Origin of the sequence: Brevundimonas naejangsanensis (assembly GCF_000635915.2) — a bacterium.
Lineage (GTDB): Bacteria > Pseudomonadota > Alphaproteobacteria > Caulobacterales > Caulobacteraceae > Brevundimonas > Brevundimonas sanguinis.
This window is the reverse complement of sequence record NZ_CP015614.1, coordinates 2363544-2387500: the sequence shown is the minus strand read 5'-3', so window position 1 is coordinate 2387500 and position 23957 is coordinate 2363544. Positions and strand designations below refer to the sequence as shown.

Here is a 23957-nt window from a genome sequence, read left to right as displayed (position 1 = left end):
CGATGGGAAGCAGGTAAATATTCCTGCACCAGCTGGAAGTGACGGATGGCATAAGTCGTCGGGGCTTATTGGATTGTTCCCGGCGGTGGCGTCGTCCCTGGAAATAACTCCAGCAGAGACCGTACCCGAAACCGACACAGGTGGTCAGGTAGAGCATACCAAGGCGCTTGAGAGAACTGTGCTGAAGGAACTCGGCAAATTGCACGCGTAACTTCGGAATAAGCGTGACTCACCCTGGGCAACCAGGGCTGAGTGGCACAAGCCAGGGGGTAGCGACTGTTTAGCAAAAACATAGGGCTCTGCGAAGCATCAATGCGACGTATAGGGTCTGACGCCTGCCCGGTGCCTGAAGGTTAAAGGGAGGAGTGAAAGCTCCGAACTGAAGCCCAGGTAAACGGCGGCCGTAACTATAACGGTCCTAAGGTAGCGAAATTCCTTGTCGGGTAAGTTCCGACCTGCACGAATGGCGTAACGACTTCCCCACTGTCTCCAGCACAGGCTCAGTGAAATTGAATTCCCCGTGAAGATGCGGGGTTCCCGCGGTCAGACGGAAAGACCCTATGAACCTTTACTATAGCTTCGCCTTGGCGTTAGCGACCGTATGTGTAGGATAGGTGGGAGGCTATGAAACCGGGGCGCCAGCTCTGGTGGAGCCATCCTTGAAATACCACCCTTACTGTCGTTGACGTCTAACCGAGGGCCGTTATCCGGTCCCGGGACATGGCGTGGTGGGTAGTTTGACTGGGGCGGTCGCCTCCCAAAGTGTAACGGAGGCGCGCGATGGTTAGCTCAGACCGGTCGGAAATCGGTCGTCGAGTGCAATGGCATAAGCTAGCCTGACTGCGAGACTGACAAGTCGAGCAGAGACGAAAGTCGGCCATAGTGATCCGGTGGTCCCGCGTGGAAGGGCCATCGCTCAACGGATAAAAGGTACTCTAGGGATAACAGGCTGATTTTGCCCAAGAGTCCATATCGACGGCAAAGTTTGGCACCTCGATGTCGGCTCATCACATCCTGGGGCTGGAGCAGGTCCCAAGGGTACGGCTGTTCGCCGTTTAAAGTGGTACGTGAGCTGGGTTCAGAACGTCGTGAGACAGTTTGGTCCCTATCTGCCGTGGGTGTTCGAAGCTTGAGAGGATCTGTCCCTAGTACGAGAGGACCGGGATGGACATACCTCTGGTGGACCTGTCGTGGCGCCAGCCGCGCAGCAGGGTAGCTAAGTATGGAATAGATAACCGCTGAAAGCATCTAAGCGGGAAACTAACCTCAAAACAAGGCTTCGCTGAGGATCGTGGAAGACTACCACGTTGATAGGCCAGGTGTGGAAGCGCGGTGACGTGTGAAGCTTACTGGTACTAATAATCCGATCGGCTTGATCGTTTCTCAGCAAAACTCATTCGATTTTTACGTGTCGAAAACAAAAAACGATATCTTCTCATTTCATTCGTGTGTGTCGGGTTGACCTGGTGGCTCTGTCGGAGGTTCCCCACCCGATCCCATTCCGAACTCGGTCGTTAAGCCCTCCAGAGCCGATGGTACTTCGTCTTAAGGCGCGGGAGAGTAGGTCGCCGCCGGGTCTACCCGACACACATGAATGATATCTCGAACCTTCTTCCTTTACACACCGCCTTGCCGCGGGATGGAGCAGCCCGGTAGCTCGTCAGGCTCATAACCTGAAGGTCGCAGGTTCAAATCCTGCTCCCGCACCCAAACATTTAAGCCGCTAGATCAATCGTCTAGCGGCTTTTTGCTGCCCAAAATCCAAAGCCCGAAATCCAGCCGTGGAAGCCACGTGGAAGCGCTTGGCGCGCAAATCCAGGCGATGAGGGGCTTTGATCACGTCTGCGAGAGGCGCTGGTCAATCGCTCTCGCCGGACTTTCTGGCGCTACGTGTCTTACCAAGAGCGCGGGCATAGCCCTGACGAGCAGCCTGTCGGGCGAGGGCTCGCACTAGGACCTGCGGCTATCCTAGCGTAGGCGCGCCGACGTGGGCGATGCTGAGAAATATTCGGCCATGTTTGCTTGGGCCGCATAGGCGCTGGTGGCTGGGATGCGCCAGTACCGGACATCGTCACATCGCCGCGATGGGGTCGTTCGGGTCAGCCAAATGCGCATACCGCGCGGTGGTCTGAACCTGCGTATGGCCCAGCAGCTTGCCGATCATCGGCAGACCTTCGCCGGCTAGCACGCCATCTGAAGCGTAGGTGTGGCGCAGGTCGTGGATACGAACATCCTCAAGTCCGGCGGTCTTACGAATGCGCCGCCAAGGGTGCTGCAGGTCAGTTAGGTGGCTACCTTCCAGCTTGCCGACGATGACGTAGGGATTGCCGTCAACCTCAGGCAGCTTGCGCAGCAGTTCAACGACGGCGTCGCCCAGGTAGACCGTCTTCGGCCCGGTCTTGCTGTCCGGCAGTCGGAACCGGCCAGCCCTGAAGTCGATATAGCTCCACTTCAGTGTCTGGATTTCGCGCAGGCGGCAGCCGGTGAGCAGCAGCAGCCTGAAGGCGGCGACGGCGAAGCGGCTTTCCGCGCCTGTGCGCTCGGCCTCTTGGAGGGCCGCGCCCAGGCGCTCGATCTCTTCGGGCGAGAGGAAGCGCTCTCGCTTGCGTTCGGGGAAAGCCTTCACGTCGTCACAGGGGTTGGTGCGTTTATCCCGCATGCCCCAGACCTCGGCCAGGTTCATCATCTTGGAGAGGACGCCCAGGACTCGGTTCGATTGGTAGGGCGTATGGGCATACTTCCCGTGCAACTCCGCTACGTCGGCTGAAGTCACCATCCGCACCCGCTGCTTGCCGAAGAACGGATTGATGAAGAACTCAACGGCGCGTCTGTACTCGTAGGCGGTGGTCGGCTTGCAGCGGACAGCGACGTGCTCCTTCAAGAACCGCGCACCTAGTTCCTGAACTGTCGCCGCCTGGCGTTCCATGTCGCGCAGCGTCGCCGGATCATCCCCGCCGCCACGCACGGCGCCCAACATACGGTTAGCCTCTCGCCGAGCGATCTCGGCCGTCACCACGCCGTGCTGACCCAGCGCCATGCGGCGCGTTCGACCGTGACGTCGATACTGGATCAGATAGAAGCGTTTGCCGTTCGGCATCACGCGGACGCCGAACCCCGGCAACTCGCCATCGAACACGATATAGTCTTTGGCGCGCACCTCAAGTCGCTCCACCACGCGCTTGCTCAGTTTCTCGCCAGCCATCTCCAAGTCCTTTCCCGGCGAACTCGCCGCCTTTCGGGCCGATCAATCCGCGGAAGCAAGGCGGAAGCGGTCGGCGGAAAAGCTAAGCGAAATAGATCGCAGAAACGGTGATTCAGATTGGTGAGGTCGTCAACATATAGTCAGGCGTAGTAGGGGTTTGGAGTTCAATAAGAAGCGCAATCGACAAATGCGAAAACAGTATAAATCGTTCTCATAACCTGAAGGTCGCAGGTTCAAATCCTGCTCCCGCACCCAAATATAAAGCCCCCGAAGCTCATGCTCCGGGGGTTTTTGCTGATCCATATGCCCTCTCTCGACCCGACAGGCTCGATCACAGGGCAGCGCCGCAGAGCTATTTGGGCGTCGGTGGGACGTCCGCTTGGTTTAGCAGTGCAGAACGACCATTCCTGGCGCTGTGGCATCATTCGTTCTGGCGACGGGCATGGAGGCGATCGCTGCGACGGTGTTGCACGGAGACCGCGTGGCGACGGATTGGGTTCTGACGGCCGAAGGTTGGATGGATTTCGGCTCTGAGGTCGGCCAAGCGAGCGAGTTTGGGGCCCTGCCGCGTTCGACGGCTCGTCGGGCGAAGCCGGTCAGCCAGAGCGGGGCCGAGCTTTTTCAAACATCCTTGGCGCGGCGACGCTGCGACGAGTCTTGCGCTCGACCAAAAAAGCGCTGCGGTGACGCTGGACCTGATCTGATGTGGAACATATCATGAACTCATGGCTCAGATCGATCTTCGACGAAAGCTGGCGGTTCTGGCGGACGCCGCCAAATACGACGCCTCTTGCGCCTCGTCCGGCACCACGAAGCGCAACTCCCTGGGCGGGCGCGGGATCGGCTCGACCGAGGGCATGGGCATTTGTCACGCCTATACGCCCGACGGTCGGTGCGTCAGCCTGTTGAAGATTCTGCTGACCAACTTCTGCATCTACGACTGCGCCTATTGCATCAACCGGGTGTCGTCGAATGTCGAGCGGGCGCGCTTCACGGTGCAGGAGGTCGTCGACCTGACCCTGGCCTTCTACAAGCGCAACTATATCGAAGGGCTGTTCCTGTCGTCCGGCGTGATCCGCAACGGCGACTATACGATGGAACAGCTGGTCGAGGTCGCGCGGCGCCTGCGTGAGGATCACGACTTTCGCGGCTATATCCACCTGAAGCTGATCCCAGAGGCGGACGCTCGGCTGGTGGAGCTGGCGGGCCTCTATGCCGACCGACTGTCCGCCAATATCGAGCTGCCCCGCGACGAGGCCTTGGGCCGTCTGGCCCCCGAGAAGGACGCGCGGACGATCCGCAAGGCGATGGGGCAGGTGCGGCTGAAGCTGGAAGAGGCCAAGCCGGAAAGGCGAGATCGCAAGCGCCCGCCCGCCTTCGCCCCGGCCGGTCAATCGACCCAGTTGATCGTCGGCGCCGACGGCGCGCCGGACACGGAGATCATGGCCCGCAGCGCCGCCCTTTACGGCGGCTATGGCTTGCGCCGGGTCTATTATTCGGCCTTCAGCCCCATTCCCGACGGCTCGAGCCTGCTGCCCCCGACCAAGCCGCCGCTGATGCGTGAACACAGGCTCTATCAGGCCGACTGGCTGATGCGGTTCTACGGCTTCACCGCGCCTGAGATCGGGGAGGGGACCGACCAGGGCATGCTGGATCTGGCGGTCGATCCCAAGCTGGCCTGGGCGCTGCGGCGCCGCGAAGCCTTTCCTGTCGACGTGAACCGGGCGGCGCGCGAAACCCTGCTGCGAGTGCCGGGCCTGGGGGTGAAGGCGGTAGACCGCATCCTGTCCGTGCGGCGCCATCGCACTTTGCGGCTGGAGGATGTGGGCCGGCTGACGCGGTCCATCGAGGCGGTGCGGCCGTGGATCACGGCGCTGGACTGGACGCCCGGCGGTCTGACGGACGCGGCCGACCTGCGCGCGCGCCTGGCGCCGCAGCGCAAGCCCGAGCAGTTGAGCCTGTTTTGATGCGCACGGCGGTCCTGGCCGATCCGCTGGATTTCGACGGCTGGCGCGAGGCGGCGCGGCGGCTGCGATTGGCGGGGGTTGAGCCGAGCCGGGTGAAGTTCGCCGTGGGCGCCACTGCGGGCGGCCTGTTCGATGAGGGCGGCGCCCTGCCTGAGGTCGAAGGCGCGTTCACCGCGCCGCGCGCGTTCTTGGAAACGGCGGCGCAACTGATCCAGCATCGGTCCGAGGATCGCTTCGACCTGATGTATCGCCTGCTGTGGCGGCTGAAGGATCAGCCGAACCTGATGGCCGTCCTGTCCGACCGGGACGTGGCCGAGGCGGCGGATCGGGTGAAGGCGGTGCGCCGCGCCGCCCACAAGATGAAGGCCTTCGTGCGCTTTCGACAGGCGCAAGACGAGGCGGGCGAGCGCTGGGTCGCGTGGTTCGAGCCCGCGCATCGGGTGCTGCAGGCGACGGCGCCCTTCTTCGCGCGCCGGTACAGCGCCATCCGGTGGTCGATCCTGACGCCGGACGGGGCGGCGCACTGGGATGGAACGCTTCTGACCTTCGGCCCGCCCGCTGATCAGTCCCAGGCGCCTGCCGAGGACGCGGTGGAGGATTTCTGGCGCACCTATTACGCCTCGACCTTCAATCCGGCGCGGCTGCGGCCTCAGGCGATGCGGTCGGAAATGCCCAAGCGTTACTGGAAGAACCTGCCCGAGGCGGCGTTGATCCCGGAACTCACCGCCGCCGCGTCGGTTCGCACGGATGCCATGGTGAACCAGCCCGCGCCCACGCCCAATGACCGGTTCCAGCGCGTTCGCGCGCCGTCGGTGGATCGCGCGGCGACGGATGATCTGGTCCCCGAAAGCCTGGACGAGCTGGCGCGCGGCGTTCAGGGCTGCCGCCGCTGTCCGCTGTGGCGCGACGCCACCCAGGGCGTTTGCGGCGAGGGACCGAAGCGTGCGGCCTTGATGGTCGTGGGAGAACAGCCGGGCGATCAGGAAGACCTGGCCGGTCGGCCCTTCGTCGGCCCCGCCGGGCGTCTTCTGGATGCGGCGTTCCAAGAGGCGGGACTTGATCGCGGCGACCTCTACCTCACCAATGCGGTCAAGCATTTCAAGCACGAGCCGCGCGGCAAGCGTCGGCTGCACAAGACGCCCAATGCGGGGGAAGTCCAGGCCTGCCGCTGGTGGCTGGATCATGAACGGCGCCTTGTCAGGCCGGAGCTGATCCTGGCTCTGGGCGCGACGGCGGGGCTGGCGGTGCTGGGGAGAAAGCCCGCCGTTCAGGCCGAACGCGGTCGCGTGCTCACGACCGAGGACGGCGCGCGGGTGCTGCTGACGGTGCACCCGTCCTACCTACTGCGCCTGCCCGATCCGGCGTTGCGCGCCGAGGAACGGAGGCGTTTTCTGGCTGACCTGTCCGTCGCCCGAGACGCGCTTAAGAGAACGGACGCTAAACGGGCTTGAAGTTTTTGCCCGCGCCCATATCGTATACGATTGTGCTGCGGGAGAGCGATATGAGCGTGTTTGAGGCCCAGGACGCGGTCGCCTTGTCGATTGACGAGGTGTTTGCCCTGTCGCGACGGGTGCTGACGGGGGCGGGGCTGTCCGTTCCGCACGCCGAGGCGGTGGCGCGGGCCATCACGGCGGGCGAGCGGGACGAGTGCGCCTCGCACGGGCTCTATCGTCTCCCCGGCTGCGTGATGACCATTCGCTCGGGCAAGATGTCGCTGGACGCCGAGCCGGTCATCACCGACGCCTCGGCCGCCCTGGTGCGCGCCGACGCCCGTTACGCCTATTCCCTGCTGGCCTTTGAACGCGCCGCTCCCCTGTTGGCGCAGAAGGCCAAGGAGGTCGGGGTGGCGGCGCTGGTCATCAACAACTGCTTCCATTTCTCGGCCCTGTGGCCCGAGATCGAACACCTGACCGGCATGGGCGTGGCGGCCCTGGCCATGACCCCCAGCCATTCGTGGGTGGCGCCGGCGGGCGGCAAGCGCGGCCTTCTGGGCACCAATCCGATCGCCTTCGGCTGGCCGCGTCCGGGGCCGCACCCCTATGTCTTCGACTTCGCCACCAGCGCCATCGCGCGCGGCGACATGGCGCTGCACGACATCGCCGGCAAGCCGATCCCGGAGGGCTGGGGCGTCGACGCCGAGGGGCGGCCGACGACCAATGCGCGCGCGGCTCTGGACGGCGCCATGCTGACCTTCGGCGGGCACAAGGGCTCGGCCCTGTCGACCATGATCGAACTGATGGCGGGCCCGTTGATCGGCGATCTGACCAGCCGCGAATCGATGGCCTTCGACGACGGCGCCAAGGCGGCGCCGATGCATGGCGAACTGATCCTGGCGTTTGATCCGGACCTGATGGGCGGCGGCGATCCCGAAGCCAACGCGGCGCGGGCCGAGGCCCTGTTCGCCGCCTTCGCCGACCAGGGCGCGCGCCTGCCGTCGCAGCGCCGGTACGAGGCCCGCGCGCGCAGCCTGGCCAACGGCGTGCGCACCCCCAAAGTCCTGTACGACCAGATCATGGCCCTTGGGTTCTGACCCGAGGCGGCCAAGCCGACCAGCAGGCGTGAGAGCGGATTTTTAAAGGTCCTCCAGGGCCTTGATCGGTCACCGCTTCCGGCTTAATCATATACTGTATACGAAATAAGCAAGCTCGGGAGGGAGCAGCACATGGCGGGAATGAAGTTGGATTGGACAGGGGTGATTCCGGCGGCCACCACGCAGTTCAATGAGAGCCTGGGGGTCGACTTCGACTCCACCCAAAAGGTTCTGGACGGCCTGATCCGTGATGGCGTCGACGCCATCATCGTCATGGGCACCGTGGGCGAGAACAACTCGCTGGAGCCCGAAGAAAAGCGCGCGGTCCTGAAGGCGGCGGTCGAGGTCGTGGACGGCCGCGTGCCGATCATCACCGGGGTCAGCGAACTGACCACGGCGCGGGCCGAGGCCTACGCCAAGGACGCCGAAGACATCGGGGTGGACGCCCTGATGGTGCTGCCGGCCATGGTCTATGTGCCGACGTCGGCGGAGCTCGAGGCGCACTTCCGCGCCGTGGCCGCCGCCAGCGCCCTGCCGAACATGCTGTACAACAACCCGCTGATGTATCGTCAGACGCTGAATAACGATGATCTGCGCCGTCTGTCCGACGTGCCGAACATCGTCGCCCTGAAGGAAAGCGCCCCGGACTCGCGCCGCATCACCGACATCTTCAACGAGCTGGGCGACCGCTACTCGGTCATGGTCGGCCTGGACGACGTGGCGCTGGAAGGCATGATCCTGGGCGCCAAGGGCTGGGTCTCGGGCCTGACCAACGCCTTCCCCGAAGAGTCGGTGGCCCTGGTCAAGGCGGTTCAGGCCGGCGACATCGCCCGCGCCCTTGAGATCTATCGCTGGTTCATGCCGCTGCTTCACCTGGATTCGGTTGCGGATCTGGTCCAGTCGATCAAACTGTCCGAGATGATCATGGGTCGCGGTCACGAACGGGTCCGCATGCCGCGCATGCCGCTGGCCGGCGCCCGCCGCGCCGAGGTCATCGCCATGGTCGAAAAGGCGGCGGAAACGCGCCCGATCGGCTCGGGCAAGGCCACCAAGATCACCTGACCCGGAGCCCAGATGCGCGACGTCTTTTTCTGCATCGACGGTCATACCGCCGGCAACCCGGTTCGCCTGGTCGCCGGCGGCGCGCCCCTGTTGTCAGGGGCCAGCATGGCCGAGCGGCGGCTCGATTTCCTGAGCCGCTACGACTGGATCCGCACCTCCTTGTGTTTCGAGCCGCGCGGCCACGACATGATGAGCGGCGGCTTCCTGTATCCGCCGACCCTGCCGGATGCGGACGCGGGCATCCTGTTCATCGAGACCAGCGGCTGCCTGCCCATGTGCGGCCACGGGACGATCGGCATGATCACCTTCGGGCTGGAGCATGGCCTGATCCGGCCGTGCACCCCGGGCCGGCTGAAGATCGAGGTCCCTGCGGGCGTTCTGGACATCGCCTATGAGACTGAGGGCGATAAGGTGACCTCGGTGCGCATCCGCAACGTGCCGGCCTATCTGGCGGCGCAAGGCATCGAGATCGACGTGCCGGGCCTCGGCCCGCTGAGCGTGGACGTGTCCTACGGCGGCAACTACTACGCCATCGTCGAACCGCAGGGCGCCTACACGGGCCTCGACGACCTGGGCGCCAGCCGCATCATCGAACTGAGCGGTCTGGTGCGCGACCGGGTGCGGGCGGCCTTCCATCCGGTGCACCCGGACGAGCCTTCGATCAACGGCGTCAGCCACGTCCTGTGGGCCGACAAGCCCAAGGGCGAGGGCGCCGACGGCCGCAACGCCGTCTTCTATGGCGACAAGGCCATCGACCGCAGCCCCTGCGGCACCGGCACCTCGGCGCGGCTGGCCCATCTGCACGCCAAGGGACGGCTGAAGGTCGGCGACGCCTTCGTCCACGAAAGCTACATCTGCAGCCGGTTCATCGGCCGGGTCGAAGCTGAAACGACCGTGGGCGACCACAAGGCCATCGTGCCCTCGATCGAGGGTTCGGCGGTCGCCACCGGCTTCAACACCATCTGGGTGGACCGCAAGGATCCCTTCTGGGCCGGCTTCCAGGTCGTCTGAGCGACTTGCCGTCGTAATTGCGCACGGCGCACGTTATGGCTGGGCCGGGCGACCGGCCCAGCCTTTTTCGACTCGATGAACCGCATGGCCGCATCTCCGTTTGAAGTCCGCACCCTGTCCGACCGCCTGATGGAGGTCGTGCGCGACATGATCCTGTCGGGGGCGATCGCGCCTGACGTGCCGATCCGGCAGGACGCCCTGGCGGCCGACCTGAACGTCTCAAAGATTCCTCTGCGCGAAGCGCTTGTGCGGCTGGAGCAGGACGGACTTGTGGTGTCGCACCCCAACCGGGGCTTCTTCGCGCGCGGCATGAGCGCGGCCGAGGTGGAGGAGATCTTCGAACTTCGCCTCAAGCTGGAGCCGGACGCGGCGGCCGAGGCCTGCCTCGTCGCGGATGAGGCCCGGCAGGACGAGGCTCTGCAGGTGCTGGCGCAATTGAATGCGGCGGCGGCTGGAGGGATGCCGACGGTCGGCCCTCTGAACCGCGCCTTCCACATGGCTCTGGTGCAGCCGGGCAAGCGCGCCCTGACCGCGGAAATCACCACCCGCCTCCACGTCATGGCCGATCGCTATGTGCGCAAGCATCTTGAGCACAAGGGGCGCCATCTGACGGCCGAAGCCGAACACCAGGACATCCTTCAGGCCTGGCTGGCCCGCGACGCCGATAAGGTGCGCCGTCTGGTGGCCGACCACCTGCAGCACACCCTGTCCGACCTGCGCGAGGAGTTCGCGCAGGGCGCCGGGCAAGGCTGATCGACAACCTTGCCCGGCGCAGCCTCAGCCCTGTTCGACCGGGACGGGCTGCTGACGGGCCTTCAGGGCGGTCATCAACAGATTGACGGCGGCGTAGAGCACCACCACCACCACGCCCCAGCGCAGCACCGTCAGCGGCAGGGAGGTGATGACGAAGGCGGCCAGCAGCACCGCCGGTATCCCCCCGATGGCCATCCCCAGCACCAGCCGCAGATCGATGCGTTCGCTCTTGATGAAGCGCAGGCTCGACACCGGCATCAGGAAGGCGCAGGCGCCCATCATGATCGGGAAGGCCGCCGTGGGGTTCATGCCCATCAGGCTGAGCATGATCAGCGAAGGCGCATAAAGCCCGATGCCGAAGCTCATCAGGGCGCCCATCAGCACATGGGCCAGGACGGCGATCAGGAACAGGTTGCCGTCCAGGGCGACCGCCTCTCCGCCCGCAGGCATCAGGTTCAGATTGGTCATGGCGTACAGGGCGGCGGCGATCAGCAGGGCCGCGCCGACCACGATCTGAACCGCGCGCACCGGCAGACGCAGCACGATGGGCGCGCCGATGACCGCCCCCAGGATGGAGGCGGCGATACAGGCGATCAGCAGCACCGGATCGACCTGGATCAGCTTCATGAAGACCAGCCCCTGCATGACCGTCGGCAGGCAGTGGCCGGCGTTCAGCACGGCCGGAAGAAAGCTGTCGGGCACCAGTTTGCGGAACCGCAGCCAGGCCGTGGTCGGCGCAAAGGAGCCGATGCCCAGCGCATCGAAGAAGTTGGCGACCGCGCCGATGGCTATGCCTTCCGCCTTGGGTTTCAACGCTCCGCGCGCCTTGGCGGTGCGGACCAGTTGGACGGCGTAAAAGGCGGCCAGCAGCGCCAGCGCCGTCAGCAGAACGGCTATAATCATGATGTTTCCCTCCCCCGAGGTCCTCGCCGCCCTTTACGAGCGATCCGAGGAATGAAAGAAAACATGACTAGAAATCAGATACAATATACATACGAGCCATGACCTTTCTTCCGCCCAGCGCCCCGCCCATCACCGTCGCCGAACGACAGGATCGCGTCGCCGCCCTGGCCGCGCGATTGAGAGCCGATGGGCTGGCGGCCCTGCTGGTCGGGCCCACGGCGTCGCTGCGTTATTATACGGGACTGGACTGGCATCCGTCCGAGCGGCTGACCGGCGCGCTGATCCATGCCGACGGCCGGGTCCAGTACATCTGTCCCCGGTTTGAGCTGGACAAGGTGGCTGGGCTGACGGCGGGGGCTGTCGCGGGCGACATCCTAACCTGGGAAGAGGAAGAAAGCCCCTATGCCCTGGCGGCGGCCAGCCTTCCCGAGGGCGGCGTGCTGGCGATCGACGATCAGGCGGCGGCCTTCATCTGGCTGGGCCTCAGCCGCGTTCTGGGGGCCGAGCGCGTCACGGACGGCGGCCCGCTCATCGTCGCCCAGCGCAGCATCAAATCGGCGGCCGAGATCGCCCTTCTGACCCGCGCCAAGGCCATCACTCTGGAGGTCCAGCGCCGCACCCGCCACTGGCTGAAAGCGGGCGTCCTCACCTCCGAGGTCAAGGACTTCATCGACGCCGAACATCGCGCCCTTGGCGGCGAGGGCGGGTCCTGGTTCTGCCTGGTCTCCTTCGACGACGACACCTGCCTGCCGCACGGGGGCGAGGGCGACCGCGCCCTGGCGGCGGATGATGTGGTGCTGATCGACACCGGGACCCTGGTGGACGGTTATCACTCGGACATCACCCGCACCTATGTCTTCGGCCAGCCGACGGAGGACTTCCGCCGCGTCTGGGCGCATGAGAAGGAAGCGCAGGCCCGCGCCTTCGCCGCCGCGGCCCTGGGCGCCCCCTGCGCCAGCGTGGACGCCGCCGCGCGGGATTATCTGACCGGCCTCGGGTATGGCCCAGACTACCGCCTGCCGGGCCTGCCCCACCGCACCGGCCACGGCATCGGTCTGGACATTCACGAAGCGCCCAATCTGGTGCGCAGCGATGTTACGCCGCTGGCGCCCGGCATGTGCTTCTCGAACGAGCCGATGCTGGTCATTCCCGGCCGGTATGGCGTGCGCCTCGAAGACCATTTCTACATGACCGAGGCCGGGCCGGTCTGGTTCACCGAGCCGTCGCATAGTCTGGACGACCCGTTCGGAGAGGACGCGGCGGCATGATGACAGCCCGGCGCTGGGCCGTCGTCGGCGGGGGGCTGGTGGGGGCGGCGACGGCGCTTCGCCTTCAGGCGGCCGGTTTTGAGACGACGCTGATCGACCGGGGCGACTCGCGACGCGGCGCCTCCTTCGGCAACATCGGCCACATCGCCGCCGAGCAATGCGAGCCCATGCCCTCGCCTGCGACCCTCAAGGGCGCCGTGGGGCGGCTGTTCGCTTTTGGCGGGCCGCTCGATTTTCGAGCGCGCGATGCGTCGCTGTGGGGACCCTGGGCGCTGCGGTTCCTGGCGGCGTCTCGACCGGCGGCGGTCGCTCACGGGGCCGAGGTTCTGGCGCATCTGCTGGACGATCCGGTCGGCGCCTGGATGCGTCTGGCCGCTCTGGCCCAGGCGCCCGAGAGCCTGATCCGGGCGACGGGCCATTCGGTGGTCTGGTCCACGCCCGATGCGGCCCGGCGCGGGCTGGCCGGCTGGAGCGCCGCGCGCACCGGCGGGGCGCGCTTCCGCGTGATGGAGGCGGAGGAACTGGCCGCCTATGACGCCGTCCTGCGTCAGCGTCCGGCGGGCGGCATCCGGTTCACCGGCACGGGTCAGGTCAGCGAGCCGCAGGCGGTGCGCGACGCCCTACTGGCCGCCTTCGCCGCCAAAGGCGGGCAGACGGTCCACGCCGATGCCGCCGCCATCCGGCACGTGGCCAACGCCGCCGAGGTCGCCCTGTCGGACGGAACAGTCATCGACGCCGATCGCGTCGTGGTCGCGGCCGGGGCCTGGTCGGAGCGCCTGATGCGGCCTCTGGGCGCGCGGGCGGCTCTGATCGGCGAGCGGGGCTATTCGGTGCAGTCGGCCCAGCACGACTGGCCGGACGACCTGCCTCTGACCGTGTTCGAGGACCGGGCCCTGGCGGTCGCCCGCTTCGACGGGGGCCTGCGCGCCTCCAGCCATGTCGAGTTCGGCGCCCCGTCCGCCCGGCCCGATCCGCGCAAGTGGCGCAGCATCGAGGCGCATCTGCGCGACCTGGGCGTGGCCTTCTCGGCCCAGCCTGACCGGTGGTGCGGCCCTCGGCCGACTCTGCCGGACTATCTGCCCGCCATCGGACGGCTGAACGCTCACCCTCAGGTGCACTACGCCTTCGGTCACCAGCATCTGGGCCTGACGACGGCGGCGCGGACGGCGGAGATCATCGAGCAGATGGCGCTGGGCCGCCCCGCGCCTGCCTGGACCGAGGCTCTTAAGATCGAGCGCTTCGGCTGAGATTCCGAGGGCGCCGATGGCGTGGCGAAGGGGCGAGACCGGGCCGTACCGTACAGCCCCGCAGGCGTTCGTCGCCCTGGCTCGAGTCTGTTCCTGGTTGAGGCGATCCACGGCTAAACCGGCCGTGAGGTCGCGGCGCTGCGGCAAGGCGATGGCCGAACCGCTCCTGCTACGGTCACAATCGCGCCAACTCGTCGCTTTGACGCAAGGGCGTCATTTCCCTTAGGAAAAAGTCTGGCAAAACGAAAAGGCGCGATCCGCAGTCTTTCGGGCGCCGTCCCACAACCTATCGGAGATGATCGACACGCCCGTGCCAGCCAGCTTCCTCCTGCTCGTCATTCTCGTCCTGCCCTTCATCGGGGCCATGATCGCCTCGGGGCTGCCGCGTCACGCGCGGACCTCTGCGGCCATTCTGTCGTGGATCATCGCCCTGATCAGCGTCGGCTGTCTGGCGGTGCTCTGGCCGCGGTTCCAGGACGGGGAGGTGTTGAAGCTGACGCTGGCGTGGCTGCCGTCCCTGGGGGTGAACCTTACGATTCGCCTGGACGGCCTGTCATGGGTGTTCAGCGCCCTGATCCTGGGGATCGGCGCGCTCGTGGTGCTTTATGCGCGCTACTACATGTCGCCGAAGGACCCGGTGCCGCGCTTCTTCTCCTTCCTGCTGGCCTTCATGGGCGCGATGCAGGGCGTGGTGCTGTCGGGCAATCTGATTCAGCTGGTGGTCTTCTGGGAGCTGACCAGCCTCTTTTCCTTCCTGTTGATCGGCTACTGGCACCAGAACGCCTCGGCGCGCGAGGGCGCCCGGATGGCGCTGACCATCACGGCCACCGGCGGGGTGGCCCTGCTGGTCGGCATGATCCTGATCGGCCGCATCGTCGGCAGCTATGAGCTGGACGCCGTCATCGCCGCGCGCGACGTCATCCTGGCCAGCCCGATCTACCCGGTCGCCCTGGGGCTGATCCTGATCGGGGCACTGACCAAGAGCGCCCAGTTCCCGTTCCACATCTGGCTGCCGCGCGCGATGGCGGCCCCGACGCCGGTCAGCGCCTATCTGCACTCGGCGACGATGGTGAAGGCGGGCGTCTTCCTGCTGATGCGGTTCTGGCCCGTCTTCGGCGAGACCGAGATGTGGTATTTCGTGGTCGGCGGCCTGGGCCTGACGACCCTGCTGGTCGGCGCCTGGTGCGCCATTTTCCAGCACGACCTGAAGGGCCTGCTGGCCTATTCGACCATCAGCCACCTGGGCCTGATCTGCCTGTTGCTGGGGCTGGGATCGGACCTGGGCGCCATCGCGGCCATCTTCCACACCATCAACCACGCCACCTTCAAGGCCTCGCTGTTCATGGCGGCGGGCATCATCGACCACGAGGCCGGGTCGCGCGACATGCGCAAGCTCAGCGGCTTGATCCGCTTCATGCCGATCACCGCCACCCTGGCCATGGTCGCCGCCGCCGCCATGGCGGGCGTGCCCCTGTTGAACGGTTTCCTGTCCAAGGAGATGTTCCTGGCCGAGGCCCTGGCCAGCACTCAGACCTCGGCGCTGAACCAGGCCCTGCCGGTGCTGGCGACCCTGGCGAGCGCCTTCAGCGTCTTGTATTCGCTGCGCTTCATCCACACGACCTTCTTCGGGCCGCCATCGACTGAGCTGGACCGCGTCCCGCACGAGCCGCCCGGCTGGATGCGGCGTCCGGTCGAGGTGCTGGTGGCCCTGTGTCTACTGGTCGGGGTCTTCCCGGCGGTCACCGTCGGCCCCTTCCTGCGCAGCGCGGCCGTGACCATGCTCGGCTTCGACCTGCCCTATTACAGCCTGGCCCTGTGGCACGGCTTCAACCTGCCGCTGCTGCTCAGCGTCATCGCCATGGCGGGCGGCATCGGCCTCTATGTCGTCTTCGGCAAGGCGCTGAACGCCAATCCGCGCGGCGGTCCCTGGGGCATGAAGCGGCTGAACGGCGGCTATCTGTTCGAGCGCTCCCAGGTCATGTTGATGGACCTGTCGCAATGGATCGTGCGCCACCTGGGCGCGCAGCGCCTGCAGCCGCAGTTGCGCCTGATCCTGCTGACGGCCTTGCTGTCGGGGGCCGTGGCGGCGGCGGGCGGCTTCGTGTTGACCTGGCCCGAGTTCCGCGTGCCCCAGGCGCACAACCTGGCCTTCGCCGCCCTGTGGCTGGCGGGGGGCGCCTGCGCCCTGGCCGCCGCCTGGCAGGCCAAATACCATCGCTTGGCGGCCGTCATCCTGATGGGCGGGGCGGGGCTGGCCAGCTGTCTGACCTTCGTCTGGCTGTCGGCGCCGGATCTGGCCCTGACGCAGCTTGTGGTCGAGGTGGTGACGACGGTGCTGCTGCTGCTGGGCTTGCGTTGGCTGCCCAAGCGGCTGGCCGAAATCCATGTCCCTGAGTCGGAGCGGCGCCGCGCGCTTTGGCGCCGTCGTCTGGACCGGGGCATCGCCATCTTCGCCGGGGCGGGCGTGGCGCTGATCTCCTGGGCCGTCATGGTGCGCCCGCCGGTCGAGGGCGTGTCGCGCTTCTTTATCGAGAAGGCCTATGAGGAGGCCGGCGGCCGCAACGTCGTCAACGTCATTCTGGTCGACTTCCGCGCCTTCGACACCTTCGGCGAGATCACCGTCCTGGGCGTGGTCGGCTTGACGGTGCTGGCCTTGCTGCGCCGCTTCCGGCCGGCCAGCGACAGCCTGTCCCAGCCGATACAAAAGCGCGTTCAGGATGCGTCTGACCGCGCCCGCGAGGGCCGCAGCGAGGGTGACACCCTCAGCGACACCATGATGATTCCCGGCGTGGTGATGCGCTGGCTCTTCCCCTTCATCATCCTGTTGGCGGTGCACCTGTTCCTGCGCGGGCATGACCTGCCGGGCGGGGGCTTCGCGGCGGGGGTGGCGCTGTCGATCGCCTTTATCCTGCAATATATGGCGTCCGGCGCCCGCTGGGTGGAGGAACGGCTGGAGATCCGCCCGATCATCTGGATCGGCGTCGGCCTGCTGATTGCGGCGGCCAGCGGCGCCGTGGGGTGGATCTTCGACCAGCCCTTCCTGACCTCCTATTTCCAGTACGCCGACCTGCCGCTGCTGGGCCGCGTCCCTCTGGCCAGCGCCGTCCTGTTCGATCTGGGCGTCGTGGTCCTGGTCGTGGGCGCCACCGTGCTGATCCTGGTCGCCCTGGCGCACCAGTCGCTGCGCCGCGCGCGCATTGAGGAGGCCGAGGCCGAAGCGGACGCCGAGCAGAAGGGAGGGGTGCAATGACCCAGATCGTCCTGGCCCTGGCCATCGGCGTGCTGACCGCCTCGGGGGTGTGGCTGATGCTGCGCCCGCGCACCTTCCAGGTGATCATCGGCCTGTCGCTGGTCTCCTATGCGGTCAATCTGTTCATCTTCTCCATGGGGCGGCTGCGTTCCGGCGCGGCGGCCTTCACCCGCGAGGGCGCCGAGGACCCGGCCCTCTACGCCGATCCGACGCCCCAGGCCCTGGTGCTGACGGCCATCGTCATCAGCTTCGCCCTGACGGCCCTGTTCCTGGTGGTGCTGCTCGCCTCGCGCGGCGAGACCGGCAGCGACCATGTCGACGGCCAGGAGGCGCCCGAATGACCGATTGGCAGGAACATCTGATCATCGGGCCGATCGTGCTGCCGATGGTCATCGCGGCGGCCATGCTGCTGTTCGACGAGCGCCGCCGCCTGCTGAAGGGCGGCCTGAGCCTGTTCGCCATGGCCGCCATCCTGGCCATGGCCCTGGCCCTGCTGCACGAAAGCGCGACCGGGGCGGCGGGCGGGGGCGACACCGCCCGCGTCTACCAACTGGGCGACTGGCCGGCGCCGTTCGGCATCGTCCTGGTGGCCGATCGTCTGTCGACGCTGATGGTGGCCCTGACCAGCGTGCTGGGCGCCTGCTCCATGATCTTCGCTCTGGCGCGGTGGGACCGGGCCGGGCCCCGTTTCCACGCCCTGTTCCTGCTGCTGGTCATGGGCGTCAACGGGGCCTTCCTGACCGGCGACCTGTTCAACCTGTTTGTCTTCTTCGAGATCATGCTGGCGGCCTCCTATGGCCTGGCCCTGCATGGTTCGGGCGAGGCGCGGATCCGCGCGGGTCTGGCCTACATCGCCGTCAACCTGACGGCGTCCATGCTCTTCCTGATCGGGGTCAGCCTGATCTACGGCGTGACCGGCACCCTCAACATGGCCGATCTGGCCGTGCGCATTCCCCAGATCGCCGCGGCTGACCGAGGCCTGTTCCACGTCGGGGCGGCGATCCTGGGCGTGGCCTTCCTGACCAAGTGCGCCATGTGGCCGTTGGGGTTCTGGCTGACCACCACCTATTCGGCGGCCAGCGCCCCGGCGGCGGCCGTCTTCGCCATTCTGTCCAAGGTCGGCGCCTATGTGATCATCCGCCTCAGCTTCCTGCTGTTCGCGCCCGACAGCGGCGCCTCGGCCGGGTTCGGCCAGTTGTGGATCCTGCTGGGCGGGCTGGCGACCATCGGCTTCGGCACGGCAGGCATGATCGCGGCGCGCGACCTGTCGATCGCGGCGGCCTACGCCGTCATCGTCTCTTCGGGCACGGTGCTGGCGGCGGTCGGGACGGGCAACGCCGATGTCCTGGGCGGGGCGGTCTTCTATCTGGTCGGCTCGACCCTGGCCTGCGGCGCCCTTTTCATGCTGGCCGAGGTCCTGAACAGGGGCCAGGACCTGGGCGCCCGCTCGGGCCGCGCCGTCTTCGACGATGAATATTTCGACCCCTTTGACGACGAAGAGCGCAATGAGCCAGGTCTGGTCATTCCCGCGGCGGTGGCGGCTTTGGGCGGAGCCTTCCTGATCTCGACCCTGATGATCGCGGGCCTGCCGCCGCTGGCGGGCTTCATCGGCAAGCTGGCCATGATGGAGGCCCTGTCGGGCCTGGGCGGCTGGGCCGGCTATGGGGTGATCATAGCCCTGTCGCTCGCCTCGCTGGGCGCCCTGATCGGTCTGACGCGGCTGGGCATGGCGGCGCTGTGGGCGCGAGACGACGACGCCGAACCGGCGATCGTGGTCGGCGCCGCCGAGGGCGTGGCCATTGCGGGCCTGCTGGCGGCCTGCCTGTTTCTGGCGATCTTCGGCGAGGCGGGCTTCGCCTATGCCGACCACACGGCCGACTGGCTGGTGCGGCCTGACGCCTATGTCCGCGCAGTGCTGGGAGGCAGCGCATGATCCGGGCGGTTCTGCCTCACCCCATACTGTCGCTGGGGCTGTTCGGGGCCTCCCTGCTGCTCAGCGGCTCGACGGCGGCGCCGTCGCTCGCCCTGGCGCTGCTGATGGCCCTGGCGGCGCCGCAGATCATGCGCGTTCTGGATGTTGAGCCGGTGCGGCTTAAAAAGCCGCTGACCCTGCTGAGCTTCGCCGCAGTCGTCGCCTTGGACATCGTTCGCTCGAACTGGGAGGTGGCTCTGGTGGTGCTGGGGCTGAACGCCTCGCGCGACAGCCGCGTCTCGGGCTTCGTCCATATTCCGCTGGAGATGCGCGACCGCTATGGCCTGGCGGTCCTGGCGGTGGTCATCACCAGCACGCCGGGCACCATCTGGGTCGAATATGAGGACGCGACCGGCGTGCTTCTGCTGCATATCCTCGATCTGCAGGACGGCGACGACTGGGCGGAGCGCATCAAGAACCGTTATGAGCGCCGCCTGATGGAGATCTTCGAATGAGCGGCGCCGTCTTCTACTGGGCGCTGGTTTTGGCGCAATTGTTCCTGGCGGCCGCCGGCCTGATCGGCGTGTGGCGCATCGCCAAGGGGCCGCGCGCTCAGGACCGCATCTTGGGCCTCGACACGCTTTACCAGGCGGGCATGTTGTTGGTCGTCGCCTTCGGGGTGCGGACGGGAACCCAGCAGTACTTCTATGCGGCGGTGATGATCGGCATGCTGGGCTTCACCTCCTCGGTCGCCCTGGCCAAATTCCTGATGCGCGGCGAGGTGATCGAATGAGCGGCTTTCCCGCCAATGTCCCGGCCTGGGCGGCCCTGCTGGCGGCGGGGCTGGTGCTGTTCGGCGCCGGCCTGACCTTCATCGGCGCACTTGGCCTCGTGCGGCTGCAGACCTTCTACGAGCGGGTTCACGCCCCGACGCTGGGGGCGACGCTGGGCATGTTCTTGGTCTTGTGCGGCTCGGTGATCTATTTCACCGGGGCGGAGGGGCGCTTCATGCCCGTCGAACTGCTGGCGGCGGTCTTCTTCACGGCGACGACGCCGGTGACGCTGATCATCCTGGCTCGGGCCGCCCTGTTCCGCGACCGGACGGATAGATCCGGCGACGGCGTGCGCGTGCCGCTGGAGGGCGAGTGCGCGGGCGTCGTCCGCACGCCTCCTGACCTGGTTACTGGTCCTCGTCGAAGCGACGCGCCACAAGATCGGTGAGGGCGGCCACGGCCTGGGGCGCGTCGCGCCCTTCGGCCTTCACCTCGACATCGCAGCCGATCCCGGCGCCCAGCATCAGCAGGCCCATGATCGAGCGCGCGTCCACGCTCACCCCGTCGCGCGTGACATGAATCTCGGATTCGAACTCCGAGGCCAGTTTGACGAACTTGGCCGAGGCGCGAGCATGCAGGCCGCGCTGATTGCAGATGTTCAGCGTCGCCGTGGCGATGGCGGCTGGATCGGCGGCGTCGCTCATTTCTCGCCTGCCAGCACCCAGGAAGCGACCGAGATGTATTTGCGCCCGGCGTCCTGAGCATGGGCCACGCAGGCCTCCAGGCTTTCGCGGCCGCGCACGCTGGCCAGCTTGATCAGCATGGGCAGGTTCAGCCCGGCGATCACCTCGGCGCCGGTCTGCTCCATGACCGAGATGGCCAGATTGGACGGGGTGCCGCCGAACATGTCGGTCAGCAGGATGACGCCCTCGCCCTCATTGACGGCTGCGGCGGCGTCGACGATGTCGCGGCGGCGCCGCTCCATGTCGTCCTCGGGGCCGATGCAGATGGCGGCGACGCCGCGTTGCGGTCCCACCACATGCTCCATCGCCGACAGGAATTCAGAGGCCAGGCCCCCGTGGGTGACGATCACCAGCCCGATCATATAGGCTTCACCAAAGACATCCCCAGCCCGCCTTCGCGAGCGACAAGCCTTGTTTCATAGGGCAATCGCGGCCCGGATCAAAGAGCGGGCGGCGCCATCTCGGAAACAGCGTGAAGGGCGGCCGCCGCGACGGCCGCCGCAGAGGCCGGCCGCGGATCCAGATCGAGCTGAGGCAGGAGCACGCCCTCGATGACCCGCCACGTCGGCTGGGGCAGGCGCTCGACCGGCTCGCGCGTCAGGCGCAGGGCCAGGGCCAGCCGGGTCGAGGGGCGAAAAGGCCGGCTGACGATGCCGACGCCGCGCACCTCCATCCGCCCGGCGATGGTGTCGGGAACAGTGGCGTAAAGCGCGCCGCGACAGGCGAAGACCTCCACCCAGTCGTCGCCGACCAGCCGCCATCCGTTCTGCATCAGCCGCAGCGCCAGGTCGCTCTTGCCTGCGCCGGACGGCCCCTGGATCAGCACGCCGCGCCATCCCTGCGACGTGCGGGCGGTGACGACGCTGGCGTGGACAGGCTGGCGGGCAGGGGTCATGCGCGTTTGCCGACGGCGGGCAGGCTGACTTCAAAGCGGGCGCCCAGAACGGACCCGTCTTCGCCCTTGCGATTTTCGGCGCGGACCCGGCCGCCGTGGGCGTCGACGATCTGGCGGACGATGGACAGGCCCAGACCCGAGTTGGCGCCGAAGGCCGTGCCCTTGGGCCGCGAGGTGTAGAAGCGCTCGAACACCGTCTCCAAGTTTTCAGCCGGGATGCCCGGGCCGTCGTCGTCGATGCGGATGCGCAGCGGCAGGTCGGCCGGGCTGTCGTCGCGATACAGGCTCACACGGACCTCGCCGCCGGCGGGGCTGAACGAGCGGGCGTTGTCGATCAGGTTGCGGAACACCTGGCCCAGAGGCACGTCGCGGCCCATGACGCGGGCGTTGTCGGTCGCCGTGACGAGCCGAACAGCCGGTTCGTCCGGCTTCCGACCGGCCTCATAGACGCCGATGATGTCGCCCAGCAGATCGTTCAGGTCGATGGCGCGCGGCCGGTCGCGCGACAGTTCGGCGTCCAGGCGCGAGGCGTTGGAGATGTCGGTGATCAACCGATCCAGGCGCCGGACGTCCTGTTGCAGCAGATTGGTCAGACGCGCGCGCTGCTCGTCCGTCTTGACCAGCGGCAGGGTCTCCAGAGCCGAGCGGATCGACGTCAGCGGGTTCTTGATCTCGTGGCTGACGTCGGCGGCGAAGCGTTCGATGGCGTCCATCCGGGTCGACAGGGTGTCGGTCATCGACTCCAGGGCGCGGGCCAGATCGCCGATCTCGTCCTTGCGGTCTTCCAGGTCGGGCAGGGAGATGGCGCGGGCGCGTTGCAGGCGCACCTGGTCCGCCGCCGCCGACAGCCGCATGACCGGCCGGGCTACGAACAGGTGCAGCACCAGGGACGCCAGCAGATTCACCGCCAGGGCCACCAGGGCGAAGGGCATCAGAGCCCGCCGCTGGGCGTCCAGGGTGGCGTTGACGTCGCCGGCCTCCAGCGTCAGCACGCCCAGAACCTGTTGCACATGGCGGACGGGCAGGGAGACGGAGACGACCCGCTCGCCCTCCTCGTTTCGGCGCAGGGAGGCCTGGGGCGCGCCGGTCAGAGCCCTCTCGACTTCGGCTGACAGCTCGGCGTTGGCCCGGGCCAGACGCGCCGTCTCGCGCGGCGATGGTTCGGCGGGGGCCAGAGCCGTTCCGGCCGGGTGGGCGGGTGGCAGGGGCGCGCCCGGAATGGTGTCGCTGACCCGGAAGGAGTCGGACACCTCGATCCCGTCGATGTCGAACAGGCGGGCGCGCTGCCCGGCCGGAATGAAGTTGTCGCGCAACCACAGGGCGGCGGCGCGGTCGTCCAGCATGGGATAGGGGTCGCCCTGGGTGATGCCCAGTTCGCCCAGAACGTTGGCCAGAAGCTCGGCCTGAACGCCGAGGGATTCCTGACGCGCCTCGATCAGCCCTCGCCGCCATTCGTTCAGCAGCAAGGCGCCGCCGAACAGGATCAGCAGGCTGAGAAGATTGAGAGCCAGGATGAATCCGCCCAGGCGCGATCCGCCGAAGCGGAATCGGCGCCGCGCCCGGACGGTTTCAGGTTCAGCTCTCGCGGTAGCGGTATCCGACGCCATACAGGGTCTCGATAGCGTCGAACTCAGGGTCGACCATGCGGAACTTCTTTCGCATCCGTTTCACATGGCTGTCGATGGTGCGGTCGTCGACATAGACCTGATCGTCATAGGCGGCGTCCATCAGATTGTCGCGACTCTTCACGAAGCCGGGGCGCTGGGCCAGGGCCTGAAGCAGCAGGAACTCGGTGACGGTCAGCTTCACCGGCTTGCCGTCCCAGGTCGATTCGTGGCGCGCCGGGTCCATCGACAGCTTGCCGCGCTTGATCGCCTTGCCGGCTTCGGCGGCGGCCGGGTCGATGGGGTCCAGACCTTCGACGCCGGCGCGGCGCAGCAGGGCCTTCACCCGCTCGATCAGCAGGCGCTGGCTGAAGGGCTTGTGAATGTAGTCGTCGGCGCCGAGGTTGAAGCCGAGGATTTCGTCGATCTCCTCGTCCTTGGATGTCAGCATGATGACCGGCAGGCTGGAGGTCTGGCGCAGGCGGCGCAGCACTTCCATGCCGTCCATGCGCGGCATCTTGACGTCCAGGATCGCCAGGTCCGGCGGGGTGGTCTCCAGCGCTTCCAGGCCCGAGGCGCCGTCGTGATAGGCGGTCACCATGTGGCCATGGCTTTCCAGAGCCAGGGAGACGGAGGCGACGATATTCTCGTCGTCGTCGACCAGAGTGATGTTGGCCAAGGGCTTCTCCTTAGTGCGGGCGGGGAACGTCCGGTCCGCCGTCGTCTGCACAACGCACGGCAAGCGTAACTGTTCTACTCGATCGTGGTGACTTTACGTTCACACAAAATGGAGCGCGTCGTCGCGGCTTTCAACCGCTGGAGGCGAAAGCGAAACCC

Annotated in this window: 21 protein-coding genes, 1 tRNA gene and 2 rRNA genes (1 of these 24 only partly in view); 17 read left to right on the top strand and 7 right to left on the bottom strand. The window is 66.8% G+C overall.

Annotated features, from left to right (window positions below):
• From DA69_RS11490 to DA69_RS11480, 3 genes are all read left to right on the top strand, one after another.
• Positions 1–1380: ribosomal RNA gene (locus DA69_RS11490) — 23S ribosomal RNA — on the top strand (it extends 1401 nt beyond the left edge of the window).
• 82 nt (positions 1381–1462) lie between these two features.
• A 5S ribosomal RNA gene (rrf, locus tag DA69_RS11485) occupies positions 1463–1577 on the top strand.
• A gap of 56 nt (positions 1578–1633) precedes the next feature.
• Positions 1634–1710, top strand: a tRNA-Met gene (locus DA69_RS11480).
• A gap of 361 nt (positions 1711–2071) precedes the next feature.
• On the opposite strand, the gene DA69_RS11475 is transcribed toward DA69_RS11480, so the two are convergent.
• Positions 2072–3202: a site-specific integrase gene (locus DA69_RS11475; RefSeq protein WP_025976966.1), complete on the bottom strand. Its 1131-nt coding sequence runs from the start codon at positions 3200–3202 to the stop codon at positions 2072–2074.
• Between the two features lie 725 nt (positions 3203–3927).
• On the opposite strand from DA69_RS11475, the gene DA69_RS11470 reads away from it, so the two are divergent.
• The 6 genes from DA69_RS11470 to DA69_RS11445 all read left to right on the top strand — a co-directional run bounded on the left by DA69_RS11470 (position 3928) and on the right by DA69_RS11445 (position 10525).
• A complete protein-coding gene (locus DA69_RS11470; RefSeq protein WP_025976965.1) occupies positions 3928–5169 on the top strand; it encodes a putative DNA modification/repair radical SAM protein in 1242 nt (413 codons plus the stop codon).
• Positions 5169–6620 carry a UdgX family uracil-DNA binding protein gene (locus DA69_RS11465; RefSeq protein WP_025976964.1) on the top strand — a complete coding sequence of 484 codons (1452 nt, stop codon included), beginning with the start codon at positions 5169–5171 and terminating at the stop codon, positions 6618–6620. Before DA69_RS11470 ends, DA69_RS11465 begins: the two co-directional genes overlap by 1 nt.
• 50 nt (positions 6621–6670) lie before the next feature.
• A complete protein-coding gene (locus tag DA69_RS11460; RefSeq protein WP_029972447.1) occupies positions 6671–7699 on the top strand; it encodes an Ldh family oxidoreductase in 1029 nt (342 codons plus the stop codon).
• A gap of 132 nt (positions 7700–7831) precedes the next feature.
• Positions 7832–8761, top strand: a complete 930-nt coding sequence (locus DA69_RS11455; protein ID WP_082891491.1) for a dihydrodipicolinate synthase family protein — start codon at positions 7832–7834, stop codon at positions 8759–8761.
• Between the two features lie 12 nt (positions 8762–8773).
• Complete coding sequence (locus tag DA69_RS11450; protein WP_025976961.1) at positions 8774–9772, top strand: 4-hydroxyproline epimerase; 999 nt, start codon at positions 8774–8776, stop codon at positions 9770–9772.
• A gap of 84 nt (positions 9773–9856) precedes the next feature.
• Positions 9857–10525 (top strand): GntR family transcriptional regulator, encoded by a 669-nt coding sequence (locus DA69_RS11445; RefSeq protein WP_035302201.1) that lies wholly within the window; start codon positions 9857–9859, stop codon positions 10523–10525.
• A 24-nt stretch (positions 10526–10549) separates the two neighbouring features.
• Here DA69_RS11445 and DA69_RS11440 read toward each other — a convergent pair whose 3' ends face one another.
• On the bottom strand, positions 10550–11428 hold the full coding sequence (locus DA69_RS11440) for a sulfite exporter TauE/SafE family protein (RefSeq protein WP_029972446.1): 879 nt from the start codon (positions 11426–11428) through the stop codon (positions 10550–10552).
• 98 nt (positions 11429–11526) lie between these two features.
• Between DA69_RS11440 and DA69_RS11435 the strand changes: the two genes are divergently transcribed.
• From DA69_RS11435 to mnhG, 8 genes are all read left to right on the top strand, one after another.
• Positions 11527–12696, top strand: a complete 1170-nt coding sequence (locus tag DA69_RS11435; RefSeq protein ID WP_025976958.1) for a M24 family metallopeptidase — start codon at positions 11527–11529, stop codon at positions 12694–12696.
• Positions 12693–13943 (top strand): NAD(P)/FAD-dependent oxidoreductase, encoded by a 1251-nt coding sequence (locus DA69_RS11430; RefSeq protein WP_025976957.1) that lies wholly within the window; start codon positions 12693–12695, stop codon positions 13941–13943. Before DA69_RS11435 ends, DA69_RS11430 begins: the two co-directional genes overlap by 4 nt.
• 295 nt (positions 13944–14238) lie before the next feature.
• Positions 14239–17193 (top strand): monovalent cation/H+ antiporter subunit A, encoded by a 2955-nt coding sequence (locus DA69_RS11425; RefSeq protein WP_051582068.1) that lies wholly within the window; start codon positions 14239–14241, stop codon positions 17191–17193.
• A complete protein-coding gene (locus tag DA69_RS11420) occupies positions 17190–17534 on the top strand; it encodes a Na+/H+ antiporter subunit C (protein ID WP_025976955.1) in 345 nt (114 codons plus the stop codon). Before DA69_RS11425 ends, DA69_RS11420 begins: the two co-directional genes overlap by 4 nt.
• Positions 17531–19126: a monovalent cation/H+ antiporter subunit D gene (locus DA69_RS11415; RefSeq protein WP_025976954.1), complete on the top strand. Its 1596-nt coding sequence runs from the start codon at positions 17531–17533 to the stop codon at positions 19124–19126. Before DA69_RS11420 ends, DA69_RS11415 begins: the two co-directional genes overlap by 4 nt.
• Complete coding sequence (locus DA69_RS11410; RefSeq protein ID WP_029972443.1) at positions 19123–19620, top strand: Na+/H+ antiporter subunit E; 498 nt, start codon at positions 19123–19125, stop codon at positions 19618–19620. The genes DA69_RS11415 and DA69_RS11410 overlap by 4 nt, the downstream gene beginning before the upstream one ends.
• A complete protein-coding gene (locus tag DA69_RS11405) occupies positions 19617–19898 on the top strand; it encodes a K+/H+ antiporter subunit F (RefSeq protein WP_025976952.1) in 282 nt (93 codons plus the stop codon). Before DA69_RS11410 ends, DA69_RS11405 begins: the two co-directional genes overlap by 4 nt.
• Entirely contained in the window at positions 19895–20326 is a 432-nt protein-coding gene (gene mnhG, locus DA69_RS11400; protein WP_025976951.1) for a monovalent cation/H(+) antiporter subunit G, read from the top strand. Before DA69_RS11405 ends, mnhG begins: the two co-directional genes overlap by 4 nt.
• On the opposite strand, the gene DA69_RS11395 is transcribed toward mnhG, so the two are convergent.
• The 5 genes from DA69_RS11395 to DA69_RS11375 form a co-directional block, all read right to left on the bottom strand.
• Complete coding sequence (locus DA69_RS11395; protein ID WP_029972442.1) at positions 20286–20582, bottom strand: HPr family phosphocarrier protein; 297 nt, start codon at positions 20580–20582, stop codon at positions 20286–20288. The genes mnhG and DA69_RS11395 overlap by 41 nt on opposite strands.
• The gene (locus DA69_RS11390) at positions 20579–20983 is read right to left on the bottom strand and encodes a PTS sugar transporter subunit IIA (protein WP_025976949.1); all 405 of its coding nucleotides are present in this window, start codon (positions 20981–20983) and stop codon (positions 20579–20581) included. The genes DA69_RS11395 and DA69_RS11390 overlap by 4 nt, the downstream gene beginning before the upstream one ends.
• Positions 20984–21060: 77 nt before the next feature.
• Positions 21061–21516 carry an HPr kinase/phosphorylase gene (locus tag DA69_RS11385; protein ID WP_025976948.1) on the bottom strand — a complete coding sequence of 152 codons (456 nt, stop codon included), beginning with the start codon at positions 21514–21516 and terminating at the stop codon, positions 21061–21063.
• Positions 21513–23123: an ATP-binding protein gene (locus tag DA69_RS11380; protein ID WP_025976947.1), complete on the bottom strand. Its 1611-nt coding sequence runs from the start codon at positions 23121–23123 to the stop codon at positions 21513–21515. Before DA69_RS11380 ends, DA69_RS11385 begins: the two co-directional genes overlap by 4 nt.
• The gene (locus DA69_RS11375; RefSeq protein WP_025976946.1) at positions 23092–23799 is read right to left on the bottom strand and encodes a response regulator transcription factor; all 708 of its coding nucleotides are present in this window, start codon (positions 23797–23799) and stop codon (positions 23092–23094) included. The genes DA69_RS11380 and DA69_RS11375 overlap by 32 nt, the downstream gene beginning before the upstream one ends.
• Positions 23800–23957 lie beyond the last annotated feature (158 nt).